This window comes from Enterobacter cloacae complex sp. IR5412 (assembly GCF_049237385.1).
GTDB lineage: Bacteria > Pseudomonadota > Gammaproteobacteria > Enterobacterales > Enterobacteriaceae > Enterobacter > Enterobacter intestinihominis.
In genome coordinates, this window is sequence record NZ_JBMKHQ010000025.1 from 1 (window position 1) to 26350 (window position 26350).

46 protein-coding genes and 1 pseudogene are annotated in these 26350 nt (G+C 50.6%); 7 read left to right on the top strand and 40 right to left on the bottom strand.

All coding sequences use genetic code 11. The features are described from left to right. Positions 1-350: 350 nt before the first annotated feature. Positions 351-905, top strand: a complete 555-nt coding sequence (locus ACOTX2_RS24110; RefSeq protein WP_022649577.1) for a gamma carbonic anhydrase family protein — start codon at positions 351-353, stop codon at positions 903-905. On the opposite strand, the gene ACOTX2_RS24115 is transcribed toward ACOTX2_RS24110, so the two are convergent. From ACOTX2_RS24115 to dprA, 6 genes are read right to left on the bottom strand one after another with little or no spacing between them, the layout of a single operon-like run. Further along, positions 881-1129, bottom strand: a complete 249-nt coding sequence (locus ACOTX2_RS24115) for a DUF1488 domain-containing protein (protein WP_022649578.1) — start codon at positions 1127-1129, stop codon at positions 881-883. The genes ACOTX2_RS24110 and ACOTX2_RS24115 overlap by 25 nt on opposite strands. Continuing rightward, positions 1126-1944, bottom strand: coding sequence for a shikimate dehydrogenase (gene aroE, locus ACOTX2_RS24120; RefSeq protein ID WP_022649579.1), 819 nt, complete (start codon positions 1942-1944; stop codon positions 1126-1128). The genes ACOTX2_RS24115 and aroE overlap by 4 nt, the downstream gene beginning before the upstream one ends. Before the next feature lie 4 nt (positions 1945-1948). Further along, positions 1949-2521: an L-threonylcarbamoyladenylate synthase type 1 TsaC gene (tsaC, locus tag ACOTX2_RS24125; RefSeq protein WP_022649580.1), complete on the bottom strand. Its 573-nt coding sequence runs from the start codon at positions 2519-2521 to the stop codon at positions 1949-1951. Next, positions 2514-3068: a type I DNA topoisomerase gene (locus tag ACOTX2_RS24130; RefSeq protein WP_023298754.1), complete on the bottom strand. Its 555-nt coding sequence runs from the start codon at positions 3066-3068 to the stop codon at positions 2514-2516. The genes tsaC and ACOTX2_RS24130 overlap by 8 nt, the downstream gene beginning before the upstream one ends. 26 nt (positions 3069-3094) lie before the next feature. Next, entirely contained in the window at positions 3095-3568 is a 474-nt protein-coding gene (smg, locus tag ACOTX2_RS24135) for a DUF494 family protein Smg (protein ID WP_000460665.1), read from the bottom strand. Then, positions 3540-4664: a DNA-protecting protein DprA gene (dprA, locus tag ACOTX2_RS24140; RefSeq protein WP_032626756.1), complete on the bottom strand. Its 1125-nt coding sequence runs from the start codon at positions 4662-4664 to the stop codon at positions 3540-3542. Before dprA ends, smg begins: the two co-directional genes overlap by 29 nt. Positions 4665-4791: 127 nt before the next feature. Between dprA and def the strand changes: the two genes are divergently transcribed. The 5 genes from def (at position 4792) to mscL (ending at position 9570) form a co-directional block, all read left to right on the top strand. Beyond that, complete coding sequence (gene def / locus ACOTX2_RS24145; RefSeq protein ID WP_006812188.1) at positions 4792-5301, top strand: peptide deformylase; 510 nt, start codon at positions 4792-4794, stop codon at positions 5299-5301. 23 nt (positions 5302-5324) lie between these two features. Further along, entirely contained in the window at positions 5325-6272 is a 948-nt protein-coding gene (gene fmt / locus ACOTX2_RS24150; RefSeq protein WP_023298756.1) for a methionyl-tRNA formyltransferase, read from the top strand. Positions 6273-6324: 52 nt separating this feature from the next. Continuing rightward, complete coding sequence (gene rsmB / locus ACOTX2_RS24155; protein WP_026080642.1) at positions 6325-7611, top strand: 16S rRNA (cytosine(967)-C(5))-methyltransferase RsmB; 1287 nt, start codon at positions 6325-6327, stop codon at positions 7609-7611. Positions 7612-7633: 22 nt separating this feature from the next. Next, the gene (gene trkA, locus ACOTX2_RS24160) at positions 7634-9010 is read left to right on the top strand and encodes a Trk system potassium transporter TrkA (protein ID WP_003863337.1); all 1377 of its coding nucleotides are present in this window, start codon (positions 7634-7636) and stop codon (positions 9008-9010) included. Positions 9011-9156: 146 nt separating this feature from the next. Further along, the gene (mscL, locus tag ACOTX2_RS24165; protein ID WP_003863335.1) at positions 9157-9570 is read left to right on the top strand and encodes a large-conductance mechanosensitive channel protein MscL; all 414 of its coding nucleotides are present in this window, start codon (positions 9157-9159) and stop codon (positions 9568-9570) included. On the opposite strand, the gene ACOTX2_RS24170 is transcribed toward mscL, so the two are convergent. From ACOTX2_RS24170 to rpsJ, 31 genes are all read right to left on the bottom strand, one after another. Next, complete coding sequence (locus ACOTX2_RS24170; protein ID WP_022649585.1) at positions 9571-9786, bottom strand: alternative ribosome-rescue factor A; 216 nt, start codon at positions 9784-9786, stop codon at positions 9571-9573. A 57-nt stretch (positions 9787-9843) separates the two neighbouring features. Beyond that, the gene (gene zntR / locus ACOTX2_RS24175; RefSeq protein WP_003863328.1) at positions 9844-10269 is read right to left on the bottom strand and encodes a Zn(2+)-responsive transcriptional regulator; all 426 of its coding nucleotides are present in this window, start codon (positions 10267-10269) and stop codon (positions 9844-9846) included. 2 nt (positions 10270-10271) lie between these two features. Beyond that, positions 10272-10640, bottom strand: a complete 369-nt coding sequence (locus tag ACOTX2_RS24180) for a DUF1992 domain-containing protein (protein WP_022649586.1) — start codon at positions 10638-10640, stop codon at positions 10272-10274. A 107-nt stretch (positions 10641-10747) separates the two neighbouring features. Continuing rightward, on the bottom strand, positions 10748-11131 hold the full coding sequence (gene rplQ, locus ACOTX2_RS24185; protein WP_001216368.1) for a 50S ribosomal protein L17: 384 nt from the start codon (positions 11129-11131) through the stop codon (positions 10748-10750). A 40-nt stretch (positions 11132-11171) separates the two neighbouring features. Beyond that, positions 11172-12161, bottom strand: coding sequence for a DNA-directed RNA polymerase subunit alpha (locus ACOTX2_RS24190; RefSeq protein WP_002919219.1), 990 nt, complete (start codon positions 12159-12161; stop codon positions 11172-11174). 25 nt (positions 12162-12186) lie between these two features. Beyond that, positions 12187-12807: a 30S ribosomal protein S4 gene (gene rpsD, locus ACOTX2_RS24195; protein ID WP_003863314.1), complete on the bottom strand. Its 621-nt coding sequence runs from the start codon at positions 12805-12807 to the stop codon at positions 12187-12189. Positions 12808-12839: 32 nt separating this feature from the next. After that, positions 12840-13229 (bottom strand): 30S ribosomal protein S11, encoded by a 390-nt coding sequence (gene rpsK, locus ACOTX2_RS24200; RefSeq protein WP_003863312.1) that lies wholly within the window; start codon positions 13227-13229, stop codon positions 12840-12842. 16 nt (positions 13230-13245) lie between these two features. Then, on the bottom strand, positions 13246-13602 hold the full coding sequence (gene rpsM / locus ACOTX2_RS24205; RefSeq protein WP_003863308.1) for a 30S ribosomal protein S13: 357 nt from the start codon (positions 13600-13602) through the stop codon (positions 13246-13248). A gap of 146 nt (positions 13603-13748) precedes the next feature. Then, a complete protein-coding gene (gene rpmJ, locus ACOTX2_RS24210) occupies positions 13749-13865 on the bottom strand; it encodes a 50S ribosomal protein L36 (protein ID WP_000868187.1) in 117 nt (38 codons plus the stop codon). A 31-nt stretch (positions 13866-13896) separates the two neighbouring features. Further along, positions 13897-15228, bottom strand: a complete 1332-nt coding sequence (gene secY, locus ACOTX2_RS24215) for a preprotein translocase subunit SecY (protein WP_003863305.1) — start codon at positions 15226-15228, stop codon at positions 13897-13899. Between the two features lie 7 nt (positions 15229-15235). Further along, the gene (gene rplO, locus ACOTX2_RS24220) at positions 15236-15670 is read right to left on the bottom strand and encodes a 50S ribosomal protein L15 (protein ID WP_014885468.1); all 435 of its coding nucleotides are present in this window, start codon (positions 15668-15670) and stop codon (positions 15236-15238) included. Between the two features lie 3 nt (positions 15671-15673). Beyond that, complete coding sequence (gene rpmD / locus ACOTX2_RS24225; protein ID WP_003863301.1) at positions 15674-15853, bottom strand: 50S ribosomal protein L30; 180 nt, start codon at positions 15851-15853, stop codon at positions 15674-15676. Positions 15854-15859: 6 nt separating this feature from the next. Continuing rightward, on the bottom strand, positions 15860-16360 hold the full coding sequence (rpsE, locus tag ACOTX2_RS24230) for a 30S ribosomal protein S5 (protein ID WP_003863299.1): 501 nt from the start codon (positions 16358-16360) through the stop codon (positions 15860-15862). Positions 16361-16374: 14 nt separating this feature from the next. Further along, on the bottom strand, positions 16375-16728 hold the full coding sequence (gene rplR, locus ACOTX2_RS24235; RefSeq protein WP_003863297.1) for a 50S ribosomal protein L18: 354 nt from the start codon (positions 16726-16728) through the stop codon (positions 16375-16377). 9 nt (positions 16729-16737) lie between these two features. Further along, the gene (rplF, locus tag ACOTX2_RS24240; RefSeq protein ID WP_003863296.1) at positions 16738-17271 is read right to left on the bottom strand and encodes a 50S ribosomal protein L6; all 534 of its coding nucleotides are present in this window, start codon (positions 17269-17271) and stop codon (positions 16738-16740) included. Between the two features lie 12 nt (positions 17272-17283). Beyond that, a complete protein-coding gene (rpsH, locus tag ACOTX2_RS24245; protein WP_006178918.1) occupies positions 17284-17676 on the bottom strand; it encodes a 30S ribosomal protein S8 in 393 nt (130 codons plus the stop codon). A gap of 30 nt (positions 17677-17706) precedes the next feature. Further along, positions 17707-18012: a 30S ribosomal protein S14 gene (gene rpsN, locus ACOTX2_RS24250; protein ID WP_003863291.1), complete on the bottom strand. Its 306-nt coding sequence runs from the start codon at positions 18010-18012 to the stop codon at positions 17707-17709. A 14-nt stretch (positions 18013-18026) separates the two neighbouring features. After that, positions 18027-18566 (bottom strand): 50S ribosomal protein L5, encoded by a 540-nt coding sequence (gene rplE / locus ACOTX2_RS24255; RefSeq protein ID WP_063148484.1) that lies wholly within the window; start codon positions 18564-18566, stop codon positions 18027-18029. A 14-nt stretch (positions 18567-18580) separates the two neighbouring features. Next, entirely contained in the window at positions 18581-18895 is a 315-nt protein-coding gene (rplX, locus tag ACOTX2_RS24260) for a 50S ribosomal protein L24 (RefSeq protein ID WP_003863287.1), read from the bottom strand. 10 nt (positions 18896-18905) lie between these two features. Next, the gene (gene rplN / locus ACOTX2_RS24265; protein WP_002919748.1) at positions 18906-19277 is read right to left on the bottom strand and encodes a 50S ribosomal protein L14; all 372 of its coding nucleotides are present in this window, start codon (positions 19275-19277) and stop codon (positions 18906-18908) included. A 166-nt stretch (positions 19278-19443) separates the two neighbouring features. Next, the gene (rpsQ, locus tag ACOTX2_RS24270) at positions 19444-19698 is read right to left on the bottom strand and encodes a 30S ribosomal protein S17 (RefSeq protein ID WP_002438707.1); all 255 of its coding nucleotides are present in this window, start codon (positions 19696-19698) and stop codon (positions 19444-19446) included. Then, positions 19698-19889, bottom strand: coding sequence for a 50S ribosomal protein L29 (rpmC, locus tag ACOTX2_RS24275; RefSeq protein WP_003863282.1), 192 nt, complete (start codon positions 19887-19889; stop codon positions 19698-19700). The genes rpsQ and rpmC overlap by 1 nt, the downstream gene beginning before the upstream one ends. Further along, a complete protein-coding gene (gene rplP / locus ACOTX2_RS24280) occupies positions 19889-20299 on the bottom strand; it encodes a 50S ribosomal protein L16 (protein WP_002919759.1) in 411 nt (136 codons plus the stop codon). The genes rpmC and rplP overlap by 1 nt, the downstream gene beginning before the upstream one ends. A 12-nt stretch (positions 20300-20311) precedes the next feature. After that, complete coding sequence (gene rpsC / locus ACOTX2_RS24285) at positions 20312-21013, bottom strand: 30S ribosomal protein S3 (protein WP_000529945.1); 702 nt, start codon at positions 21011-21013, stop codon at positions 20312-20314. 17 nt (positions 21014-21030) lie between these two features. Beyond that, a complete protein-coding gene (gene rplV / locus ACOTX2_RS24290) occupies positions 21031-21363 on the bottom strand; it encodes a 50S ribosomal protein L22 (RefSeq protein WP_002919773.1) in 333 nt (110 codons plus the stop codon). A 14-nt stretch (positions 21364-21377) separates the two neighbouring features. Next, positions 21378-21656 (bottom strand): 30S ribosomal protein S19, encoded by a 279-nt coding sequence (gene rpsS / locus ACOTX2_RS24295; protein WP_001138117.1) that lies wholly within the window; start codon positions 21654-21656, stop codon positions 21378-21380. Positions 21657-21672: 16 nt separating this feature from the next. Next, on the bottom strand, positions 21673-22494 hold the full coding sequence (rplB, locus tag ACOTX2_RS24300; protein WP_000301859.1) for a 50S ribosomal protein L2: 822 nt from the start codon (positions 22492-22494) through the stop codon (positions 21673-21675). Between the two features lie 17 nt (positions 22495-22511). Next, positions 22512-22814 carry a 50S ribosomal protein L23 gene (gene rplW / locus ACOTX2_RS24305; RefSeq protein ID WP_000617546.1) on the bottom strand — a complete coding sequence of 101 codons (303 nt, stop codon included), beginning with the start codon at positions 22812-22814 and terminating at the stop codon, positions 22512-22514. After that, entirely contained in the window at positions 22811-23416 is a 606-nt protein-coding gene (gene rplD, locus ACOTX2_RS24310) for a 50S ribosomal protein L4 (RefSeq protein WP_000424395.1), read from the bottom strand. Before rplD ends, rplW begins: the two co-directional genes overlap by 4 nt. A 10-nt stretch (positions 23417-23426) precedes the next feature. Further along, positions 23427-24056, bottom strand: a complete 630-nt coding sequence (gene rplC, locus ACOTX2_RS24315; RefSeq protein ID WP_006178923.1) for a 50S ribosomal protein L3 — start codon at positions 24054-24056, stop codon at positions 23427-23429. A gap of 32 nt (positions 24057-24088) precedes the next feature. Beyond that, positions 24089-24400 carry a 30S ribosomal protein S10 gene (gene rpsJ / locus ACOTX2_RS24320; protein WP_001181005.1) on the bottom strand — a complete coding sequence of 104 codons (312 nt, stop codon included), beginning with the start codon at positions 24398-24400 and terminating at the stop codon, positions 24089-24091. Between the two features lie 380 nt (positions 24401-24780). Here rpsJ and ACOTX2_RS24325 point away from each other — a divergent pair, with 380 nt between their 5' ends. Next, a complete protein-coding gene (locus tag ACOTX2_RS24325; RefSeq protein ID WP_038416827.1) occupies positions 24781-25254 on the top strand; it encodes a prepilin peptidase in 474 nt (157 codons plus the stop codon). Here ACOTX2_RS24325 and bfr read toward each other — a convergent pair. The 3 genes and pseudogenes from bfr to tuf form a co-directional block, all read right to left on the bottom strand. Then, on the bottom strand, positions 25238-25714 hold the full coding sequence (bfr, locus tag ACOTX2_RS24330; protein WP_003863270.1) for a bacterioferritin: 477 nt from the start codon (positions 25712-25714) through the stop codon (positions 25238-25240). The genes ACOTX2_RS24325 and bfr overlap by 17 nt on opposite strands. A gap of 72 nt (positions 25715-25786) precedes the next feature. Continuing rightward, a complete protein-coding gene (bfd, locus tag ACOTX2_RS24335) occupies positions 25787-25981 on the bottom strand; it encodes a bacterioferritin-associated ferredoxin (RefSeq protein WP_003863268.1) in 195 nt (64 codons plus the stop codon). A gap of 177 nt (positions 25982-26158) precedes the next feature. Further along, positions 26159-26350 (bottom strand): annotated as a pseudogene (gene tuf, locus ACOTX2_RS24340) (elongation factor Tu); the annotation flags it as partial.

A 26350-nucleotide genomic window follows, 5' to 3' on the forward strand; every position in this document is an offset into this window, starting at 1 on the left:
CTGATAAATTGTTAAAGAGCAGTTGCGACGCGCTTCAGCGCTCTGTCGCGAGGTGGCGTATATTACGCTTTCCTCTTTCAGAGTCAACCCGTTATTTCAGGATTTTTCTCTTCAACCGACCGGGTTGTCTGTGAAGTGATTCACATCTGCCGTGTCGATGGAGGCGCATTATAGGGATCCCAGTTTTTAGCACAAGTATTTTTTAGATCTTTTTTTCCAACTGATGATTTTCCGTGCTTTTCGCTGAAAACCCACCCGATCCGCTTAAAAATTGACGCATTTTGCCTTGCCTCGCTCCAGGAATACGATCAAAGTCTTCTTTAATAACGCTCATCTGTATCGAGGTAGATATGTTTGCAGTATTACGTCCTTATAAACATCTGTTCCCCCAAAAAGGCGATCGCGTGATGATCGATGCCAGCAGCGTGGTCATTGGTGATGTTCGCATGGCCGATGATGTCAGCATCTGGCCACTTGTCGCGATCCGGGGCGATGTTAACTACGTTGCAATCGGTGCACGCACCAATATTCAGGACGGCAGCGTGTTGCATGTGACTCATAAGTCATCTTATAACCCTGAGGGCAACCCGCTCATTATTGGGGAAGATGTTACCGTCGGCCATAAAGTGATGCTCCACGGCTGCACGATCGGTAACAGGGTTCTCGTTGGGATGGGATCGATTTTGCTGGATGGCGTCATTGTAGAAGATGACGTAATGATTGGCGCAGGGAGTCTTGTTCCGCAAAACAAGCGTCTTGAAAGTGGGTATCTCTATTTAGGCAGCCCGGTTAAACAGATCCGCCCCCTAAAAGAGACGGAGATCGAAGGATTGAAATACTCAGCGAACAATTACGTTAAATGGAAAAATGACTATCTGGATCAGGATAACCAGATCCAACCCTGATCGTCTTCCTGCTGATCGCGGATCAAATCGCTGGCATCCTCTTCCAGGTCCCAGCGATTTTCGCAAAAGACCGCTAACGGATCTGCCCCCCCAAAGCGCTGAAGCAACGTTTCCCCTTTAATCGCACAGGTGAGCTGCATTCCATGCACCAACACCGGGAAACAAACCGCTTGCTTGTTTTCATCCCAGATTTCTCTGTCGGGAAAATGAATCGCCTGATTCACGCCGTCAGTTCCTGTTTCAGCTTTTCAATCACCGGTTCTACAGCGGGTAACACGCCATGCCAGAGTAGCACCGCATGAGCCGCCTGCCCCACCAGCATTCCCAGACCATCAGCCACGTGTTTTGCCCCCTGTTGTTCGCACCAGGTCAGAAAGGGCGTTTTCCCTTTTTGATAAAACATGTCATAGGCGTAGATGTGGGAATGAATCAGGGATGCAGGAATCGCCGGGATCTCTCCATTAATACCGCTTGAGGTGGCATTAATCACAAGATCAAATTCGTGACGCGCGAGATCGTCAGGTGCTACCGCAGCTACGCTGCCTGTGTGTGCGAACAACGCCGCCAGCTCTTCTGCTCTGGAGAAAGTACGGTTGGTGATTGTCACCGCACAATCCAGCGAAAGAAGAGGAAGCAATACGCCGCGCGAGGCGCCACCCGCGCCGATCAGCAGGATCCGAAAGCCTGGTTTAATAAACGACAATCGCTCCAGATCGCTGAGTAAACCAATCCCATCGGTGTTATCGCCCAGAAGGCGACCATCTTCAAGCCGCTTAAGAGTATTGACGGCGCCAGCGAGCGACGCACGTTCGGTCAGTTCATCCGCGCGCCCGAAAGCCTCTTCTTTAAAAGGCACCGTGACGTTCGCACCTTTACCACCCGCATCAAAAAAGCTATTCAGCGTCGGTATAAATGCATCAACAGGCGCAAGAACCCGACCATACGGGTGATCTATATGCAATTGCTCCGCAAACAGCCGATGGATCAGAGGCGACTTGCTGTGCGCGATCGGGTTACCAAAAACAGCATAGGTTTCCATCACATTATCCCTGGCGAAAACGTTCGCCGGTCAAGGCATCGCGAATTTCTGACGGGTTAAGACGACCACCGGTTTCACCCACGGCTACCGGGAAATCATTCCCGAACTGCGCCAGAACTTCTTCGGTTGTCCGACAAGGGGGAAGCCCGGTCAGGTTGGCGCTGGTTGAAACCAGAGGTTTACCAAATGCCTGGCATAACTCCACCACCAGCGGATGGTCGGTGACGCGTACCGCGAGTGAATCGAAACGCCCGGTTAACCAGCGCGGCGTTGTCGGCTGTGCAGGAAAAACAAACGTCACGGGACCAGGCCACGCAGAGAAAATGGTTTCCCGCTGTGCAGGTGTCAGCATGGAATCATCAATATAAGGCTTAAGCTGCTCGTAGTTCGCAGCGATCAAAATCAATCCTTTTTCGACAGGCCGCTGTTTTAGCGCCAGCAGACGGTTAACGGCGACTTCGCTGTCAGGATCACACCCGACCCCGAAAACGGCTTCTGTTGGATAGGCGATGACTTCTTCTTTTTTCAGGATTTCCACCGCCTGCGCGATGGAGCCTGATGGCAGGTTATTATTCACTGATTTGATCCGCCGAAACCGGCTTTCCACATTGTTTACTGGCGCAAAAGCGTTTCAAGCCTTGCGCGGTTTTCTTCTCTATAAGTAACGGATAATCGCAATGAGAGCAGACGCCCGCTACTGGTTTGAAATTGATGACGAACTGGCATTCAGGATAGCGATCGCACGAATGGAAGGTCTTGCCATAACGAGAGCGCCGCTGCACCAATTGGCCACGCTGGCACTGAGGGCAGGCAATTGCCGTTTCATCTGGCTTATCAATTTGTTCCGTATGTTCACACTCCGGGTAGCGGCTGCATCCGATAAACATCCCGAACCGCCCCTGCCGCAGCGCCAGTTCACCGCCACAGAGAGGACAAAGCTGTCCCTCCAGAATTTTGACGATATGTCCATCCGCCTGGCTTTTCAGGGGACGGACATAATCACATTCCGGATAGTGTGAACAACCGAGAAACGGACCGTGTTTCCCGGACCGAATAACAAGTTCTGCCCCGCACTGTGGGCAGGGCTCGTTTTTATGCACCGTGAAGAGTGCTGATTTGGCCATAACAACTCTTGTTGCTGCACATAGAATTAATGCAGCATACCTTCATTCACTTCAAAGAGTAATTCTTCCATTTGCTGATAGGCATTTTCACAGCCTGGAATGTTGAACAGAACCATCAGGATCACCCATTTCAGATCTTCCAGTTCAAACTCAGCAGTATCCAGCGCCATGACGCGCTCTATCACCATCTCTCTCGTTTCGAGGTTTAGCACCTGAATCTGCTCGAGGAATAAAATGAATCCCCGGCAGCTGGCATCCAGCCTTTCACACTCTTCAGCTGTATAGATGCGCACAGACAATGGGTCAGAAGCAAGCTGCATCGGTTCGGCGAGGCCGTCCTGATAATCAGCCAACTTATCCAGCCACATCAACGCATTATATATATCTTCCCGCTCAAAACCTGCGTCGGTCAGATCCCGTGTTAATTTGTCCTGATCCACCTGCATTTCTGCTTCGTTGTGGATGTAAGTCTCAAACAAATACATCAGTACGTCGAACATGGCATGCCCTCCTTAATCGGACATAGCCGCCGGGTACAGCTGCGATCCACCCTGCTAACTCCAGTTCGAGTAGCTGTGCTACCGTTACTGGCACAGGTTGGCCGGCACGTTCAGCGACAACGTCAACAGGTGTTACCTCATCTCCTACGTTAGCCAGGAGCTTGGGAAATGGCAATGCTACTGCCTCCTGATCCGATGAAATATGTCGCTTTTGGAGATCATCCTGCAACCAATGCAGTCCATACTGCAAATTTTCAAGGATATCTTCTTTGCAGGTCACCAGCGTCGCCCCCTGTTTTATCAGCCAGTGAGGACCTTCGCAGCCGGGGTTCCCCAACGGGCCGGGCAGCGCAAAAACTTCACGCCCCTGCTCCAGTGCGCACCTTGCGGTAACCAGCGACCCACTCCGAATCGCAGCTTCGACCACCAGCACGCCCTGGCTTAACCCACTAATGATCCGGTTACGCCGTGGAAAGTTACCCGGTCTGGGCGGTGTTGAGAGTGAAAACTCAGACACTATTGCCCCCTCTGAAGCAATAAGTTGCTCAGCCAGAATATGATGACGACGCGGATAGAGACTAAAAAGACCATTACCAAGCACGGCGACACTTCGCCCTTTTGCGGACAACGCCGCATGATGTGCTACACCGTCGATGCCGCAAGCCAAGCCACTGGTGATCGTAAAGCCACATTGGGACAGCTGTTCGCTCAGCATTTTCCCCCAACGCTCGCCATACCACGAGGGCGCACGGCTGCCCACTACCGCAAGCTGCATGCTATTAAGCACGTCAACGCGGCCTCTCACAAATAGCGCCCCGGGAAAATCAGGGATAGAACGCAACAATGGCGGGAAGCGAGGATCATCAGCCGTGAGAAGGTGGTTGTCGGCGTGTTCCAGCCATTCCAGACTACGTTCAAGCTCACTCTCGCTGAACGAAAAAAACTTTACGGCATGTTTGGGCGAAAGCCCTGACGCGTTGACGGCTTCAGCATCGACGGTTGCCTGGCGAAGCAGCCTCTGCGCAATCTCCAGCATCGCATCACCGTATAACGACCCGATGTTTATAAGCCGTAACCATATCTCTGTGGACGTCATCCTTTTCCCTGCCATAAGCAGCCTCAGCAATCTTTGCGATTGGTCACTGATGCTGTCAATCGACCGGGGATTTGTCTAGAATAGAAGTAATATTCTTATCAACTCCTGAACACGACTCTGGAAATTTATGGCAGTTTTGCAAGTGTTACATATTCCTGACGAGCGCCTTCGCATCGTCGCGGAACCGGTTAAAGAAGTGAATGCAGAAATTCAGCGTATCGTCGATGATATGTTCGATACCATGTACGCTGAAGAAGGCATTGGCCTTGCCGCGACCCAGGTAGACATTCACAAACGTATTATTGTGATCGACGTTTCTGAAAATCGTGATGAGCGCCTGGTGCTGATCAACCCTGAGCTGCTGGAAAAAAGCGGCGAAACAGGTATTGAGGAAGGCTGTCTGTCTATCCCTGAACAGCGCGCTTTGGTGCCACGTGCCGAAAAAGTTAAAATCCGCGCACTGGATCGTGACGGCAATCCGTTTGAGCTGGAAGCCGACGATCTGCTGGCGATTTGCATTCAGCATGAGATGGATCACCTGGTCGGTAAACTGTTTATCGATTACCTCTCACCTCTGAAGCAACAGCGTATTCGTCAGAAAGTTGAGAAACTGGATCGTTTGCGTTCTCGCGCTTAACGCCCCCGGATACAAGGAATAACGTGTCTACATCACTACGTATAATCTTCGCGGGTACCCCTGATTTTGCAGCGCGTCATCTCGACGCGCTGTTAACGTCTGGCCATCAGATTGTTGGCGTATTTACTCAGCCGGACCGTCCGGCTGGCCGCGGTAAAAAACTGATGCCTGGCCCGGTTAAGGTACTGGCAGAAACACATGGTTTACCGGTTTTCCAGCCTGCGTCATTACGACCTGAGGAAAACCAGAAGTTAGTGGCAGACCTGAACGCGGACGTGATGGTAGTTGTGGCTTACGGCCTCATTCTGCCGAAAGCAGTACTTGATATGCCCCGCCTGGGCTGTGTTAACGTTCATGGTTCTTTGCTCCCACGCTGGCGTGGTGCAGCCCCTATTCAGCGCGCTCTGTGGGCAGGCGATGCTGAAACTGGCGTGACAATCATGAAGATGGACGTAGGTTTAGACACGGGCGACATGCTGTATAAACTGGCGTGTCCCATCACCGCAGAAGATACCAGCGCCACGCTGTATGACAAGCTGGCGGATCTCGGCCCGCAGGGGCTGATTGAGACGCTGCAACAGCTTGCTGACAATACAGCGACACCTGAAGTGCAGGATGAGGCACAGGTGACCTATGCTGAGAAACTGAGTAAAGAAGAAGCCCGGATCGACTGGTCTCTGTCAGCAGCTCAACTCGAACGCTGCATTCGCGCCTTTAATCCATGGCCGATGAGCTGGTTGATGATTGATGAGCAGCCAGTGAAAGTCTGGAAAGCTTCAGTTATTAACGGCAATGCATCGGCAGAGCCCGGTACGATTATCGACGCCAGCAAAAACGGTATCCAGGTTGCGACCGGAGAAGGGATACTGAATCTTGAATCGCTGCAACCGGCCGGTAAAAAGGCAATGAGCGCGCAGGATCTATTAAATTCTCGTCGTGAATGGTTCATCCCTGGCAATCGCCTTGCCTGAACAAATTTATTCTTAAGGCCCGGTGTTTCCGGGCATTTTTATTTTTACGGTTATGAAAAGACAAAATCTACGCACTATGGCGGCTCAGGCCGTTGAGCAGGTTATCGAGCAGGGCCAGTCACTGAGTAATGTCCTGCCTCCACTGCAACAAAAGGTTTCCGATAAAGACAAAGCCCTGCTTCAGGAGCTGTGCTTTGGCGTGCTGCGCACCCTCTCTCAGCTTGAGTGGTTGATTAACAAGCTGATGTCACGCCCGATGAGCGGCAAGCAGCGTACCGTGCATTATTTGATCATGGTCGGTTTCTACCAGCTTCTTCATACCCGCATTCCACCTCATGCTGCGCTGGCCGAGACAGTGGAGGGTGCCGTTGCGATTAAACGTCCTCAGCTAAAAGGATTGATCAACGGCGTGCTGCGTCAGTTCCAGCGTCAGCAGGACGAACTGCTGGCAGAATTTGCGCAAAGCGAAGCGCGCTTCCTTCACCCTGAATGGTTGCTGAATCGCCTTAAAAAAGCCTACCCACAGCAATGGCAAGACATTGTGGATGCCAATAATCAACGTCCGCCGATGTGGTTACGCGTCAATCGTAACCATCATACACGCGACGCATGGCTGGCCCTGCTGGAAGAGGCCGGAATGAGCGGCTTCACACACGCTGCTTATCCTGATGCGGTTCGTTTAGCCTCCCCTGCACCGGTACATGCATTACCCGGTTTTGAAGAGGGCTGGGTAACGGTACAGGACGCATCTGCTCAGGGCTGCATGACCTGGCTTGAGCCGAAAGACGGGGAGCAGATCCTCGATCTCTGTGCGGCGCCAGGGGGTAAAACAACGCACATACTGGAAGTGGCGCCGCAGGCCAGCGTGATGGCCGTGGATGTTGATGAGCAGCGCCTTTCACGCGTCTATGACAACCTTAAGCGTCTGGGTATGAAAGCACAGGTTAAGCAAGGCGATGGACGCAAACCCGCTGACTGGTGTGGTGATACCCGGTTCGATCGCATTTTGCTGGACGCCCCCTGCTCAGCAACCGGCGTGATTCGTCGTCATCCCGATATCAAATGGCTGCGTCGCGATCGTGATATCAAGGAGCTTGCCCAGTTGCAATCCGAAATTCTGGATGCCATCTGGCCGCATCTCAAACCCGGCGGAACCCTGGTGTATGCAACCTGCTCTGTTCTCCCGGAAGAGAACAGTCAGCAAATTGCGGCTTTCCTGAAACGCACCCCGGACGCTACGCTGCACGATACGGGAACGCCTGAGCACCCGGGTCTGCAAAACCTGCCGGGCGCAGAAGAGGGTGATGGCTTCTTTTACGCTAAGCTAATCAAAGAGTGATGTTGAGAACAGGTCACGAAAGATGAAAATTATCATTCTGGGCGCAGGGCAAGTTGGCGGAACGCTGGCGGAAAATCTCGTGGGTGAAAACAACGATATCACCATTGTGGATACCAATGGCGATCGCCTGCGCGTTTTGCAGGACAAGTTCGACCTCCGCGTTGTTCAGGGGCACGGCTCTCATCCACGTGTGCTTCGGGAAGCGGGCGCGGACGATGCCGACATGCTGGTTGCAGTAACCAGTTCTGATGAAACCAACATGGTTGCATGTCAGGTGGCCTACTCGCTTTTCAACACCCCAAACCGCATCGCCCGCATTCGTTCTCCGGACTATGTCCGGGATGCGGAGAAGCTGTTTAATTCCGAAGCGGTACCCATCGACCATCTTATTGCGCCTGAACAGCTGGTTATCGACAGTATTTATCGTCTGATTGAGTACCCGGGCGCGTTGCAGGTTGTGAACTTTGCTGAAGGGAAAGTAAGCCTGGCGGTCGTGAAGGCTTATTACGGGGGCCCGCTGATTGGTAATGCCCTGTCGACAATGCGCGAGCATATGCCACATATCGATACGCGTGTTGCGGCGATTTTCCGTCACGACAGACCTATTCGTCCGCAAGGTTCCACCATTGTAGAAGCCGGGGATGAAGTCTTCTTTATTGCGGCTTCTCAGCATATCCGTGCGGTGATGAGTGAACTACAGCGTCTCGAAAAACCGTATAAACGTATTATGCTGGTTGGCGGCGGTAATATTGGCGCAGGTCTGGCGAGACGGCTGGAAAAAGACTACAGCGTGAAGCTGATCGAACGGGATCAACAACGCGCGTCAGAGCTGGCTGAAAAACTTCAGAATACCATCGTGTTTTATGGCGATGCTTCGGATCAGGAATTGCTGGCCGAAGAGCATATCGATCAGGTTGATCTTTTTATTGCCGTCACCAACGACGACGAAGCGAATATTATGTCCGCCATGCTCGCTAAACGTATGGGGGCGAAAAAAGTTATGGTGCTTATCCAGCGTAAGGCTTATGTCGATCTGGTACAGGGTAGCGTAATTGATATTGCTATTTCACCCCAGCAAGCCACCATCTCTGCCCTGCTAAGCCATGTGCGTAAAGCGGATATTGTCGGCGTGTCATCTCTTCGTCGTGGTGTTGCTGAAGCCATTGAAGCCGTCGCTCACGGGGATGAAACGACGTCACGCGTTGTTGGTCGCGCAATCGATGAAATTAAACTTCCACCAGGCACCATTATCGGCGCAGTAGTGCGAGGTAATGATGTGATGATCGCCAATGATAATTTACGTATTGAGCAGGGTGACCACGTTATTATGTTCCTGACCGATAAAAAATTTATTACCGACGTCGAGCGTTTATTCCAGCCAAGCCCGTTCTTCCTGTAATGATTTGGGTGCTCAGACGAGGGCACCCAAATATTAACCTTCTAATTTTCATGCCTTTTATTTTTCATAACGATTATTTATCCCCAATGGCAATTAGCTAATCATTTGTTAAACTTATAGGCGTCAGCTGGCACAAGGAGAACATAATGAGTTTTATTAAAGAATTTCGCGAATTTGCGATGCGCGGGAATGTGGTGGATTTGGCTGTGGGTGTCATTATTGGTGCGGCGTTCGGTAAGATCGTTTCATCATTAGTCGCCGACATTATTATGCCGCCGTTAGGACTGTTGATTGGAGGCATTGATTTCAAACAATTCGCCTTCACCCTTCGGGAAGCTCAGGGCGATATCCCTGCGGTTGTAATGCACTACGGCGTATTCATTCAGAACGTATTTGATTTCGTGATCGTGGCATTTGCCATTTTCATGGCGATCAAACTTATCAACAGACTTAACCGTAAAAAAGAAGAACCGGCTGCTGCCCCGCCAGCACCAACTAAAGAAGAAGTCTTACTGACTGAAATTCGCGATCTGTTAAAAGAGCAGAATAACCGCGTTTAATCAGGCGAGAGAAACAGAAAGGCCAGTGGTAAAAAAGCGATTAGCTTGCTTGCCACTGGCCTCCCAGTTACCACGTTGTGCATGTTTACCTTTACGCAAATAACTCCCTTTTCCCTTCTTGTTCTTCTCAACACGCTGTCTAAAAAGCGGGTCGTGAAGCAATGCCTCAATGGCGTTATCCTTAATTTGTCCCTTAGTATGCTGATAGCGGCTCATCATTTCTCCTGAGCATAGTTAATGTCGGCGGGAGTCTAGTCCGTGGCTGATAAAAAATCAACAACCCTGAGTTTCACTACTGGCGCCCTGTTCAAGGGCTTCCAGTATTGAGCAATAAACACTGCTGTGAGCAGTACCGCAGCACGCGTCATTCAGCCTTTGTAGAGATCGTTGCATGGCCTGCAGCTCCTGAATTCGTCCTTCAACTTCATCCAGCCGGGCCTGAACGATGCTTTTAGATTCCTGACACGTATGATGTTCAGGATCGATACGGATCGACAGCAGTTCACGGATCGACTCCAGCGTGAAGCCGAGTTGCCGGGCATAGCGGATAAAACGAAGGCGTTGCAGGTCGTTATCCGTATAAAGGCGAAATCCACCTTCTGTTCTGACCTCATGATCGATCATCTGCTGCTTTTCGTAGTAGCGGATAGTATCCGGCGTTACGTTAGCAAGCTTCGCAAGTTCACCTATGCGGTACATGGCTACTCCTCGTTTATTTTTTGCATTAACCTTTCACTGTACTCACCATGCAAAAAGTCAGTATTCATTCCCGTCTGGCGCAGTTTTATTTCGATGAGCGCTAATCGACGGCTGATTTCGGAGTACCGCGGGTCATTCTTATGAATGCCTTTAAGCAGATCGGCAAGCTCGACGGCTTCATTGCGTTGCTGAAGTTCAGGGGGTAAACAACCTGCGTTTTTCAGTAAGCGATAACCGGCTCGTAATTCAGGGGGAATGTGTGAATCATCGTCCAGCACCAGTGGCTCACCGCTACCGGGGAGATTTTCAAACTCGCCTTTGTTTTGGGCATCGCTAATATGGCGTTCAGCCCACTGATCGAGCAACCACATAATGAACTCCAGGGGATGAGCAGAAAAGATACAGACATTGTAGATAAGTGGAGATTCTGCGGATATAAAAAAACCCGCCGAGGCGGGTTTTTTTACGTTACTACAGATTACTCTGCAGCAGCTTCTGCTTTCTCTGAACGATCAACCAGCTCGATGTATGCCATCGGCGCGTTGTCGCCTGCACGGAAGCCACACTTCAGAATGCGAGTGTAACCACCGGCACGGCTCGCGAAACGCGGGCCCAGTTCGTTAAACAGTTTTGCCACGATCTCGTTATCACGAGTACGGGCGAATGCCAGACGACGATTAGCAACGCTGTCAGTCTTGGCAAGAGTAATCAGCGGCTCAACTACGCGACGCAGCTCTTTCGCTTTAGGCAGGGTCGTCTTGATGATTTCATGACGAACCAGTGAACCTGCCATGTTGCGGAACATAGCCTGGCGATGGCTGCTGTTGCGGTTCAGTTGACGACCACTCTTACGATGGCGCATGACCTTATCCTTCTCAGTAAAACCTTAACCTGTGATCCGGTTACTCGTCAGCAATGCTTGCTGGTGGCCAGTTTTCCAGGCGCATGCCCAGAGACAGACCACGTGAAGCCAGCACGTCTTTAATCTCGGTAAGAGATTTTTTACCCAGGTTCGGCGTTTTCAGCAACTCAACCTCGGTACGCTGTACCAGATCACCGATATAGTGGATAGCTTCTGCCTTGAGGCAGTTAGCAGAGCGGACAGTCAATTCCAGATCGTCAACAGGGCGCAGCAGGATCGGATCGAATTCTGGTTTCTCTTCTTTCACTTCCGGCTGACGTACATCACGTAAGTCAACGAAAGCTTCCAGTTGTTCTGCCAGGATGGTTGCCGCACGACGAATCGCCTCTTCAGGATCGATTGTGCCATTGGTTTCCATTTCGATGACCAGCTTGTCCAGGTCGGTACGCTGTTCTACACGCGCTGCTTCAACATTGTAGGCAATACGCTCTACAGGGCTGTAGCATGCGTCGACCAGCAGACGGCCGATTGGGCGCTCATCTTCTTCCGAATGAATTCGGGCAGAAGCCGGCACATAACCACGACCGCGCTGAACTTTGATACGCATGCTAATAGCTGCGTTCTCATCGGTCAGGTGGCAGATCACGTGCTGCGGCTTGACGATTTCAACATCACCGTCGTGGGTGATGTCGGCTGCAGTCACAGGGCCAATGCCAGATTTATTCAGAGTAAGAATAACTTCATCTTTACCCTGAACTCTCACCGCCAGCCCTTTCAGGTTGAGCAGGATTTCAAGGATATCTTCCTGAACGCCTTCTTTGGTGCTGTACTCATGAAGTACACCATCAATCTCAACCTCGGTCACCGCGCAACCCGGCATCGATGAGAGCAGAATACGGCGCAGTGCGTTACCCAGAGTATGGCCAAAGCCACGCTCTAAAGGCTCAAGGGTCACCTTGGCGTGCGTCGAACTCACTTGCTCGATATCTACCAGGCGCGGTTTTAGAAACTCTGTCACAGAACCCTGCATTGTGTCCTCTCTTTGGTACTAAGCTTTACTTGGAGTAAAGCTCGACGATCAGGTGTTCGTTAATGTCCGCAGACAGATCAGAACGCTCAGGCTGACGCTTGAACGTACCTTCCATCTTGCCAGCATCAACTTCCAGCCAGGTTGGCTTTTCACGCTGCTCAGCCAGCTCCAGAGCGGCTTTCACGCGAGATTGCTTTTTCGCTTTCTCACGAATGCTAACAACGTCATTCGCTTTAACCTGATAAGAAGCGATGTTAACAACACGACCGTTTACCATGATTGCTTTATGGCTAACCAACTGGCGTGATTCAGCACGAGTCGCGCCGAAGCCCATACGGTATACAACGTTGTCCAGACGACCTTCCAGCAGAGCCAGCAGGTTTTCACCTGTGTTGCCTTTCAGACGTGCTGCTTCTTTATAGTAGTTACGGAACTGACGCTCCAGCACACCGTAGATACGGCGAACTTTTTGCTTTTCACGCAACTGCACACCATAGTCAGACAGACGCGGTTTACGCGCACCGTGCTGGCCAGGAGCTTGTTCAATTTTACACTTGGTATCGATCGCGCGAACGCCAGACTTAAGGAATAAGTCGGTGCCCTCACGACGGCTCAGCTTGAGCTTAGGACCCAAATATCTTGCCATTTTCTATCTCCAACTAACCTAAAAAACGAGCGTTATACGCGACGTTTTTTCGGCGGACGACAACCGTTATGAGGGATCGGAGTCACATCAGTAATATTCGTGATGCGGAAACCAGCGGCGTTCAGAGCGCGAACAGTAGATTCACGACCCGGACCCGGACCTTTAACCATAACTTCCAGATTCTTGATGCCGTATTCTTTTACGGCTTCAGCGCAACGCTCTGCTGCAACCTGAGCTGCGAACGGAGTGGATTTGCGAGAACCACGGAAACCGGAACCACCGGCTGTTGCCCAACCCAATGCGTTACCCTGACGATCAGTAATAGTAACGATGGTGTTGTTGAAAGAAGCATGGATATGAGCCACGCCGTCAGAGACTTGTTTTCTTACACGTTTACGTGCACGAACTGGTGCCTTTGCCATTATTCAATCACCCCGATTATTTCTTGATCGGTTTGCGCGGACCCTTACGGGTACGTGCGTTGGTCTTAGTACGCTGACCGCGCACTGGCAGACCACGACGATGACGCAAACCGCGATAGCAACCAAGATCCATCAGGCGCTTGATGCTCATGCTGATTTCACGGCGCAGATCACCTTCAACGACAAATTTGGCAACTTCGTCACGCAGCGTGTCGATTTGTTCTTCAGACAGCTCACTGATCTTAACATCTTCAGCGATACCCGCTGCAGCCAGAATGGCTTTGGAACGGGTCTTGCCGACGCCGTAGATCGAAGTTAATGCGATCACAGCATGTTTCTGATCAGGAATGTTAATGCCTGCTATACGGGCCACTATGCACTCCTACTATTTAATATGTACGCACCATGCTGAAAAGCCCGTTTTCAGGATACTCAAATGGAAACGTACAGACATACAAAAGATTGGCTGGCTAATCTAGCCAGCTCAACCCAACTTTGCAAGAAAAATATGCGAAATAATCAGCCTTGGCGCTGTTTATGCTTCGGCTCGGCACTGCAAATCACACGGATGACACCATCACGCTTAACGATTTTGCAGTTACGGCATAATTTCTTGACGGAAGCACGAACTTTCATTTTTACTCTCCGTAACTTCTCAGACGACCATTTAGCGGCCGTAGCCTTTCAGGTTCGCCTTCTTCAATGCAGACTCATACTGACTGGACATCATCAGAGTTTGCACTTGAGCCATAAAGTCCATAATCACGACAACAACGATAAGCAGTGAGGTCCCACCGAAGTAGAACGGTACTTTCATTGCATCACGCATGAACTCCGGGATCAGGCAGATAAAAGTAATATAAAGCGCACCAACCAAAGTCAGGCGAGTCATTACTTTATCGATATACTTCGCCGTTTGCTCTCCCGGACGAATTCCTGGTACAAATGCACCGGACTTCTTCAGGTTATCTGCTGTTTCACGCGGGTTGAAGACCAACGCCGTGTAGAAGAAACAGAAGAAGATGATCGCAGACGCATAGAGTAACACATAAAGTGGTTGCCCAGGCTGCAAATACAGCGAAATTGTTGTCAGCCAGTTCCAACCAGTACCGCCCCCGAACCATGACGCGATGGTTGCCGGGAACAGAATAATACTGGAAGCGAAGATAGCCGGGATAACCCCCGCCATATTCACTTTCAGCGGTAAATGTGTGCTCTGTGCAGCATAGACACGACGACCCTGCTGACGTTTAGCGTAGTTCACCACAATGCGGCGTTGACCACGTTCAACGAAGACAACAAAGAACGTCACTGCAAATACTAATACTGCAACCAACAGCAACAGGAGGAAGTGCAGGTCGCCTTGACGCGCTTGCTCGATAGTATGGGCGATGGCCGGCGGGAGACCCGCAACGATACCGGCGAAGATAATGATTGAGATACCGTTACCGATACCACGTTCAGTAATCTGTTCGCCGAGCCACATCAGGAACATGGTCCCTGTGACCAGACTTACAACAGCGGTGAAATAGAATGCAAAGCCTGGGTTTAATACCAGGCCCTGCATACCAGGCATATTCGGAAGACCGGTAGCAATACCGATCGACTGGAATATTGCCAGCACCAGAGTGCCGTAACGGGTGTACTGGCTAATCTTACGACGTCCAGACTCCCCTTCTTTCTTCAACTCTGCCAGGGCCGGATGAACGACCGTCAGCAGCTGGATAATAATCGATGCCGAAATGTACGGCATAATACCCAGTGCGAAAATAGAAGCACGGCTGAGAGCACCACCAGAGAACATGTTGAACATTTCAATGATGGTGCCTCGCTGTTGCTCAAGCAGTTTGGCAAGTACAGCGGCATCAATACCAGGGATCGGAATAAAAGAGCCAATACGGAACACAATCAGCGCGCCGATTACAAACAGCAGTCTGCGTTTCAGCTCGCCAAATCCACCTTTGGCACTTTGAAAATCTAATCCCGGTTGCTTAGCCATCTGCTACTTATTCCTCAATTTTACCGCCAGCAGCTTCGATAGCAGCACGAGCACCTTTAGTAACACGCAGGCCACGAACAGTTACCGGAGTAGAAACTTCACCAGACAGGATCACTTTCGCGAACTCGATCTGGATACCGATAATGTTAGCTGCTTTCAGCGTATTCAGGTCTACAACGCCGCCTTCAACTTTCGCCAGGTCAGACAGACGGATTTCCGCTGTAATCGCTGCTTTGCGAGAGGTGAAGCCGAACTTCGGCAGACGACGGTACAGTGGCATCTGGCCACCCTCGAAACCGCGACGTACGCCACCGCCAGAACGAGAGTTCTGACCTTTGTGACCACGACCACCGGTTTTGCCGAGGCCAGAACCGATACCACGACCCAGGCGTTTACCCGCCTTTTTAGAGCCTTCGGCCGGAGACAGAGTATTTAAACGCATCTCTTACTCCTCAACTTTAACCATGAAGTAAACCGCGTTGACCATACCACGAACAGCAGGAGTATCCTCGCGCTCAACGGTATGACCAATACGACGCAGACCCAGGCCAAGCAGCGTTGCCTTGTGTTTCGGCAGACGACCGATTGCACTGCGGGTTTGAGTGATTTTAATAGTCTTTGCCATGGTCAATTACCCCAGAATTTCTTCAACGGATTTACCACGCTTGGCAGCGACCATTTCTGGAGAATTCATATTTTCCAGGCCATCAATAGTTGCACGAACCACGTTGATCGGGTTGGTGGAACCATATGCTTTAGCCAGAACGTTATGAACTCCAGCAACTTCCAGAACGGCGCGCATTGCACCACCGGCGATGATACCGGTACCTTCGGAAGCTGGCTGCATGAATACACGAGAACCCGTGTGAACACCTTTAACTGGGTGTTGCAGGGTACCGTTGTTCAGCGCGACGTTAATCATATTGCGACGGGCTTTTTCCATCGCTTTCTGGATCGCTGCTGGAACTTCACGCGCTTTACCGTAACCAAAACCAACGCGACCGTTACCATCACCCACTACAGTCAGAGCTGTGAAGGAGAAAATACGACCACCTTTAACGGTTTTAGATACGCGGTTTACCGCGATCAGCTTTTCCTGCAGTTCGCCAGCCTGTTTTTCGATGTGAGCCATCTTACACCTCTACCTTAGAACTGAAGGCCAGCTTCACGGGCAGCATCTGCCAGTGCCTGGACACGACCATGATATTGGAACCCGGAACGGTCAAAGGAAACATTGCTGATGCCTTTTTCCAGAGCGCGTTCTGCAACAGCTTTACCTACAGCTGCAGCGGCGTCTTTGTTACCGGTATACTTCAATTGTTCTGAGATAGCTTTTTCTACAGTAGAAGCAGCTACCAGAACTTCAGAACCGTTCGGTGCAATTACCTGTGCGTAAATATGACGCGGGGTACGATGTACCACCAGGCGAGTTGCACCCAGCTCTTTGAGCTTGCGGCGTGCGCGGGTCGCACGACGGATACGAGCAGATTTCTTATCCATAGTGTTACCTTACTTCTTCTTAGCCTCTTTGGTACGCACGACTTCGTCGGCGTAACGAACACCCTTGCCTTTATAAGGCTCAGGACGACGGTAGGCGCGCAGATCTGCTGCAACCTGACCGATCAGCTGTTTATCAGCGCCTTTCAGCACGATTTCAGTCTGAGTCGGGCATTCTGCAGTGATTCCGGCCGGCAGCGGATGCTCAACAGGGTGTGAGAAGCCCAGAGACAGGCCTACTGCATTCCCTTTGATAGCTGCACGATAACCTACACCAACCAGCTGAAGCTTTTTAGTGAAGCCTTCGGTAACACCAACAACCATTGAGTTCAGCAGGGCACGCGCGGTACCAGCCTGAGCCCATCCATCCACGAAACCATCACGTGGACCGAAGGTCAGAGCGTTATCTGCATGTTTAACTTCAACAGCTTTGTTGAGGGTACGAGTCAGCTCGCCGTTTTTACCTTTGATCGTAATAACCTGACCGTCGATTTTGACATCAACGCCGGCAGGAATAACGACCGGTGCTTTAGCAACACGAGACATTCTTTCCTCCGATTAGGCTACGTAGCAGATAATTTCGCCACCAAGACCAGCCTGGCGCGCTGCACGATCAGTCATAACACCTTTAGAGGTAGAAACAACTGCGATACCAAGACCAGCCATTACTTTTGGCAGCTCATCTTTTTTCTTATAGATGCGCAGGCCTGGGCGGCTGACACGCTGAATGCTTTCTACAACAGCTTTACCCTGGAAATACTTGAGAGTAAGTTCCAGTTCCGGCTTGGTGTCGCCTTCAACTTTAAAATCTTCGATAAAACCTTCTTCCTTCAGCACGTTGGCAATTGCCACTTTCAGCTTGGCGGAAGGCATGGTGACCGCAACTTTGTTCGCGGCCTGACCGTTACGGATACGGGTCAGCATATCCGCGATCGGATCTTGCATGCTCATCTGTCTTTACTCCCGTGATTCAATTGGTAATTACCAGCTAGCCTTTTTCAAGCCTGGTACTTCACCGCGCATGGCGGCTTCACGCAGTTTGATACGGCTCAACCCAAACTTGCCCACATAACCATGTGGACGACCTGTTTGACGACAGCGGTTACGCTGACGAGACGGGCTGGAATCACGCGGCAGAGACTGCAGCTTGAGAACCGCATTCCAACGATCTTCGTCGGAAGCGTTCACATCAGAAATGATCGCTTTCAGTTCAGCGCGTTTAGCGAAGAATTTATCAGCTAAAGCTACGCGCTTTACTTCGCGTGCTTTCATTGATTGCTTAGCCATTCAGTAACCCTACCTTACTTGCGGAACGGGAAGTCAAAGGCAGCCAGCAGAGCACGGCCTTCTTCATCAGATTTCGCAGTAGTGGTAATGGTAATATCCAAACCACGCACGCGGTCGACTTTATCGTAGTCGATTTCTGGGAAGATGATCTGCTCACGGACACCCATGCTGTAGTTACCACGACCGTCGAAAGACTTAGCGGACAAGCCACGGAAGTCACGGATACGTGGAACAGCAATAGTGATCAGGCGCTCAAGGAACTCCCACATGCGTTCGCCACGCAGAGTTACTTTACAGCCGATCGGATAGCCCTGACGGATTTTGAAGCCTGCAACAGATTTGCGTGCTTTGGTGATCAGCGGTTTTTGACCGGAGATTGCTGTCAGGTCAGCTGCTGCGTTATCCAGCAGTTTCTTGTCAGCGATCGCTTCACCAACACCCATGTTCAGGGTGATCTTCTCGACCCGAGGGACTTGCATGACAGAATTGTAGCTAAACTCACTCATGAGTTTGTTAACTACTTCGTCTTTGTAGTAATCATGCAGTTTCGCCATCGTACTACTCCAAATTACTTGATAGTTTCGCTGTTAGACTTGAAGAAACGGACTTTTTTGCCGTCTTCGAATCTAAAGCCTACACGGTCAGCCTTACCGGTAGCCGCATTGAAGATTGCAACGTTAGAAACCTGAATAGCAGCTTCTTTTTCAACGATGCCGCCTGGTTGGTTCAGGGCCGGAACCGGCTTCTGATGTTTCTTAACCAGGTTGATACCTTCAACGACGAGTTTGCCGGAAGACAGAACATTTTTTACTTTACCGCGTTTACCTTTATCTTTACCGGTTAACACGATAACTTCGTCATCACGACGGATTTTCGCTGCCATGATTCGCTCCTTAGAGTACTTCTGGTGCCAGAGAGATAATTTTCATGAACTTCTCAGTACGAAGTTCACGAGTTACCGGCCCAAAGATACGCGTGCCGATAGGCTGCTCGCTGTTATTGTTTAAAATAACGCATGCATTACCATCGAAGCGAATGACAGAACCGTCAGGGCGACGAACACCCTTCTTGGTGCGCACCACTACCGCCTTCAGCACATCACCTTTTTTGACCTTACCACGTGGAATTGCTTCCTTGATGGTGATCTTGATGATGTCGCCTACGCCTGCGTAGCGACGGTGCGAGCCACCCAGAACCTTGATACACATTACGCGACGTGCACCGGAGTTGTCGGCGACGTTCAGCATAGTCTGTTCTTGGATCATTTTAGTGCTCCGCTAATGTCAACTACTACCTGAGACTCTAAAATCAGAGCCGTTAAAAAGCCCCATATCGAGGGCGCGGCATTATAACACCGCTTCTGCAATATGGGTAGAAAAAATAAACGGCTCATTGCTGAGCCGTTTATTCGTATTGAGAATGCGTACTCTATTACAGAACCGCTTTCTCTACAACGCGAACCAGCGTCCAGGACTTAGTCTTGGACAGTGGACGGCATTCACGGATTTCAACCTTGTCGCCGATACCACATTCGTTGTTCTCGTCATGTACGTGCAGTTTGGTCGTACGCTTGATGAATTTACCGTAGATCGGGTGTTTCACAAAACGTTCGATAGCTACAACAATGGATTTCTCCATTTTATCGCTAACAACACGACCTTGCAGAGTACGGATTTTATCGGTCATTACGCACCCGCCTTCTGAGTCAGTAAAGTCTTAACGCGCGCAACATTGCGACGCACTTGCTTCAGCAGGTGAGTCTGTTGCAGCTGGCCACTTGCAGCCTGCATACGCAGGTTGAACTGCTCACGCAGCAGGTTCAGCAGCTCAGCGTTCAGCTCTTCAACGCTTTTTTCACGCAGCTCTTTTGCTTTCATTACATCACCGTCTTAGTTACAAAGGTGGTTTTGATAGGCAGTTTCGCTGCTGCCAGGCCGAAGGCTTCACGGGCCAGCTCTTCCGGAACACCGTCCATTTCATAAAGGACTTTGCCCGGTTGGATCAAGGCAACCCAGTACTCCACGTTACCTTTACCTTTACCCATACGAACTTCCAGTGGCTTCTCGGTGATCGGTTTGTCCGGGAATACACGGATCCAGATCTTACCTTGACGCTTAACTGCACGGGTCATTGCACGACGTGCTGCTTCGATCTGACGTGCAGTCAGACGACCACGGCCAACAGCTTTCAGACCGAAAGTGCCGAAGCTAACATCCGTACCCTGCGCCAGACCACGGTTGCGGCCTTTGTGCACTTTACGGAATTTTGTACGCTTTGGTTGTAACATCAGCGACGCTCCTTATTTACGGCCTTTACGCTGCTGCTTTTTAGGTTGAGCAGCCGGTTTTTCCGGTTGTTCAACAGCAGCCATACCACCCAGGATCTCACCTTTGAAGATCCATACCTTAACGCCGATTACACCGTAAGTGGTGTGCGCTTCAGAGGTGTTGTAGTCGATGTCAGCACGCAGAGTGTGCAGCGGTACGCGACCTTCGCGGTACCATTCGGTACGTGCGATTTCCGCGCCGCCCAGACGGCCGCTAACTTCAACTTTGATACCCTTAGCGCCCAGACGCATTGCGTTCTGTACAGCACGCTTCATAGCACGACGGAACATAACACGACGTTCCAGCTGAGAAGTGATGCTGTCAGCAACCAATTTAGCGTCCAGTTCAGGCTTACGAACTTCAGCGATATTGATCTGTGCAGGAACGCCAGCGATATCCGCTACGACCTTGCGCAGTTTTTCTACGTCTTCGCCTTTCTTACCGATAACGATGCCAGGGCGAGCAGTGTGAATAGTCACACGGATGCTCTTAGCTGGACGCTCGATAACGATACGAGATACAGACGCTTTAGCCAGTTCCTTAGTCAGGTACTGACGTACTTTAAAATCGCTGTCCAGGTTGTCAGCGAATTCTTTGGTGTTCGCAAACCAGGTAGAGTTCCATGGTTTTACAATACCCAGGCGAATACCATTAGGATGTACTTTCTGACCCATTGCTAGTCTCCAGAGTCTCAGCGATCGGACACAACCACAGTAATGTGGCTGGTGCGCTTCAGGATGCGATCTGCACGACCTTTCGCACGCGGCATAATGCGCTTCATGCTTGGGCCTTCATCTACGAAAATTTTCGCGACTTTCAGATCGTCGATGTCAGCGCCATCGTTGTGTTCAGCGTTAGCAATGGCAGATTCCAGTACTTTCTTGACCAATACCGCAGCTTTCTTGTTGGTATAGGTCAGGATGTCCAGGGCCTGCGACACTTTCTTACCGCGAATCAGGTCAGCAACAAGGCGAACCTTCTGTGCAGAAGAACGAGCATGGCGATGTTGAGCTAAAGTTTCCATCTCTTCCTCCTACCTTATTTCTTCTTCGCTTTTTTATCAGCAGCGTGGCCGCGATAAGTACGAGTCGGTGCGAATTCACCCAGTTTGTGACCAACCATTTCGTCGGTAACAAAGACTGGAACGTGCTGACGACCATTATGGACAGCGATGGTCAAACCGATCATGTTAGGAAAGATCGTTGAACGACGGGACCAAGTGCGCAGGGGCTTCTTGTCTCCGCTTTCCACCGCTTTCTCTACCTTCTTCAGCAAGTGCAGGTCAATAAAAGGACCTTTCTTGAGAGAACGTGGCATGGCTTATCCTCTAAAATTATTTGCTACGGCGACGTACGATAAATTTATCAGTACGCTTGTTGCTGCGGGTCTTCTTACCTTTGGTCTGAACGCCCCACGGAGTTACCGGGTGCTTACCAAAGTTACGACCTTCACCACCACCATGTGGGTGATCGACTGGGTTCATCGCAGTACCGCGAACGGTAGGACGAACACCACGCCAGCGTGCAGCACCAGCTTTACCCAGAACGCGCAGCATATGCTCAGCATTGCCAACTTCGCCCAGAGTAGCGCGGCAGTCTGCTTCGACTTTACGCATTTCACCAGAACGCAGACGCAGGGTGACATAAGCACCGTCACGCGCAACGATCTGAACGTAAGTACCCGCGGAACGCGCCAGCTGACCGCCTTTACCTGGTTTCATTTCTACGTTATGAACGGTAGAACCAACCGGGATATTGCGCATCGGCAGGGTGTTGCCTGCTTTGATTGCAGCATCAACGCCAGACTGAATCTGGTCGCCAGCTTTCAGGCCTTTAGGGGCCAGGATGTAACGGCGTTCGCCATCTTTGTACAGAACCAGCGCGATGTTCGCGGAACGGTTCGGATCGTACTCAAGACGCTCAACAACTGCTGGGATACCGTCTTTGTTGCGTTTGAAGTCAACAATACGATAAGCCTGCTTGTGGCCACCACCGATGTGACGAGTGGTGATACGGCCATTGTTGTTACGACCACCGGATTTGCTGTTTTTTTCCAGCAACGGAGCAAAAGGTTTGCCCTTGTGCAGCTCAGGGTTAACCACTTTAACTACGTGGCGACGACCCGGAGATGTCGGTTTACATTTAACAACTGCCATTGTATTACTCCTCCGACTTACTCAGCGCCGCCAACGAAGTCCAGGTTCTGGCCTTCTTTCAGGGTGACGTAAGCTTTTTTCCAGTCGCTACGACGACCGATACGCTGTCCGTGACGTTTAACTTTCCCTTTAACTACCAGGGTGTTAACGACTTCGACTTCGACTTCAAACAGTTTCTGCACAGCAGCTTTGATCTCTGCTTTGGTCGCGTCTTTAGCAACTTTGAGAACGATGGTGTTTGTTTTTTCCATCGCAGTAGACGCTTTTTCAGAAACGTGCGGTGCGCGCAGCACCTTCAGCAGACGTTCTTCACGAATCATGCCAGCATCTCCTCAACTTGCTTAACAGCATCAGCAGTCATTACGACTTTGTCGAAGGCGATCAGGCTAACCGGGTCGATACCAGTCGCGTCGCGTACGTCAACCTTGTGCAGGTTACGCGCGGCCAGGAACAGGTTCTCGTCCAGCTCACCGGTGATGATCAGCACATCTTCCAGAGCCATGTCTTTCAGTTTCTGTGCCAGCAGCTTAGTTTTAGGCGCTTCAACAGAGAACTTCTCGACAACGATCAGACGATCCTGACGTACCAGTTCGGACAGGATGCTTTTCAGCGCGCCGCGGTACATCTTTTTGTTAACTTTTTGACTGTGGTCCTGTGGACGCGCAGCGAAGGTCACGCCACCTGAACGCCAGATCGGGCTCTTGATAGAACCTGAACGCGCACGGCCGGTACCTTTCTGGCGCCATGGCTTTTTGCCTGAACCAGTTACTTCAGCACGAGTCTTCTGAGCACGAGTACCCTGACGAGCACCAGCTGCATAAGCAACAACAACCTGGTGAACCAGCGCTTCGTTGAAATCACGACCGAAGGTAGTTTCGGAAACAGTCAGCGCGCTCTGCGCGTCTTTCAATACTAATTCCATTGCTATCCCCTTACGCCTTCACAGCTGGTTTAACGATCAGGTCGCTACCGGTTGCACCCGGGACCGCACCTTTAACCAGCAGCAGGTTGCGCTCAGCGTCAACACGTACTACGTCCAGGCTCTGAACGGTTACACGTTCGTTGCCCAGCTGACCTGCCATTTTCTTGCCTTTGAACACTTTGCCCGGAGTCTGGTTCTGACCGATAGAACCCGGAACGCGGTGAGACAAGGAGTTACCGTGAGTAGCGTCCTGGGTACGGAAGTTCCAGCGCTTAACGGTACCAGCAAAACCTTTACCTTTAGAGGTACCGGTTACGTCAACTTTTTTAACGTCAGCAAACAGCTCAACGCTAATGTCCTGACCTACGGTGAACTCTTCGCCTTCAGCAAGACGGAATTCCCACAGACCACGGCCAGCTTCTACGCCAGCTTTAGCGAAGTGACCCGCTTCTGGTTTGGTTACACGGTTAGCTTTTTTAGCACCAGTGGTCACCTGAACAGCGCGGTAGCCATCGTTAGCCAGATCTTTAACCTGGGTAACGCGGTTTGCTTCAACTTCGATTACGGTTACTGGGATTGAAACGCCATCTTCAGTGAAGATGCGGGTCATGCCCACTTTTTTACCGACTAAACCAATCATTGTATCAACCTCTCAATCGCTCGATGACCTGATTAACCCAGGCTGATCTGCACGTCTACACCGGCAGCCAGATCCAGACGCATCAGAGCATCAACGGTTTTCTCAGTTGGCTCAACGATGTCAACCAGACGCTTGTGAGTGCGGATCTCGTACTGATCACGCGCATCTTTGTTAACGTGCGGAGAGATCAGAACGGTAAAGCGCTCTTTGCGGGTCGGCAGCGGGATCGGACCACGGACTTGCGCACCAGTGCGCTTAGCAGTCTCGACGATTTCCGCGGTTGATTGATCGATCAGACGATGATCAAACGCTTTAAGGCGGATACGGATTCTTTGGTTCTGCATGAGACCAGAGCTCCAATTATTTTATAAACGAAAATGATTACTCCTCAAACCCATTACGATTGATGGGAGAGTGTAACCGTTCTTACGTAGCTCCCCAATTGGGAGCATTGTTGAGTAACAAAGTGAGCTACTCTGGTTCAGATTGAACCCGCCGTCAATTACGACAAGCCCGCGCATTATACGTAAATCAGCGAAAGACGCAAGTGCCGTTTAGAAATTAAGCGCCAAAGTCGTACTCTGCGTAAGGCCTCGCAATTTTTTATGCAAAGTATCCCTTCTCAACTCTTTGTCTGAAGCCGCTATGCAATTGTTGTTTTTACACATTGCCGGGCATGCAGATTGTTACGAGTATGCGCTCAAACCATTTTGAGGCTCTCGCTATGCTAATGTCCCTCCCCTTTCTGCTGATCTATTTTGCGTTATCGGCCTTGCTTGTACGCACCGATATTCGCACGGGGCTGCTTCCCGATAAATTCCTTTGCCCGCTGCTATGGACAGGCCTGCTCTACCAGCTTTGTCTTCATCCTGATTTTTTGCCGAGCGCGGTAGTGGGTGCGACGGCAGGATACGCCGGATTCGCCGTTATCTATTGGGGATATCGACACATCTGCCGACGTGAAGGGATGGGGTATGGCGACATAAAATATCTTGCGGCGCTGGGAGCATGGCATGGCTGGTGTGTACTGCCAGTACTGGCATTAGTGGCCGCGTTAATGGCTCTGCTGTATCTGGTTGGTTTCTCGTTGTTCAACCCTGATAAGCAGGCATTAAAAAACCCACTGCCTTTTGGGCCATTTCTGGCGGCAGCGGGTTTATGCGTTGGCTGGGAAAGCCTGATTAACTTTCCACTTTGATCTGAGACTGAAGGTAGTTCTGTAGGCCAATTTTGCTAATGAGATCCAGTTCGGTCTCAAGCCAGTCGATGTGCCCTTCTTCATCGGCCAGGATCTGGATCATCATATCCCGGCTGACGTAGTCATGTACGCTGTCCGCATAGGCAATGGCTTCACGCAGGTCTTTTGCACCCTCCAGCTCCAGCCGGAGATCAGAACGCAGCATCTCTTCAACATCTTCTCCGATGCCCAGTTTTCCGAGATCCTGTAGGTTAGGAATGCCTTCGAGGAATAAAATACGCTCAATATATTTATCGGCGTGTTTCATTTCATCAATGGACTCATGGTATTCAACATCGTTGAGGCGAGTCAGTCCCCAGTTTTTGAACATTCTTGCATGGAGAAAATACTGATTGATTGCGACAAGCTCATTTCCCAATAATTTATTGAGATAACTTATGATTTTAACATCACCTTTCATTATATAGTCCCTCCGCTTCCACTCATTGAAGCGTAGATCGGGCTACAGGGATGTCAAAAAAAAGATGGAGGCTTACGCGATCTCTTTGAATTCCGGGATCTGCATCAGTTCGTCCTGCATGATCTCACGCGCTGCGCGAACGCATTTACCGCATTGATTTCCCACCGGAACAAACTTACGAAGCTGCTGGAAAGATTGTGGTTGAAACTGGCGAACGGCCTGACGAATTTTTTTGTCGCTTACACCATTACATAAACAAACGTACATAAAGACTCCCGTTCAAAATATGCGCAAAGTGTAAGTGAGAATGGTTATGATTACAATAGCACGGGCGTCGGAATACGTGGCGGGAGAAAGCAAAAAATGCGAATTTTTATGACAATGCCCAACGGCAGAAAACAAAAAAGGACGCCGAAGCGTCCTTTTTATTTCAGGGATAATTAATTAGCCCAGAACTTTAGCAACAACGCCCGCGCCAACGGTACGGCCGCCTTCACGGATTGCGAAACGCAGACCGTCATCCATCGCAATTGGGTGGATCAGAGTCACAACCATCTTGATGTTGTCGCCTGGCATTACCATCTCTACGCCTTCTGGCAGTTCGATGGTACCGGTCACGTCAGTTGTACGGAAGTA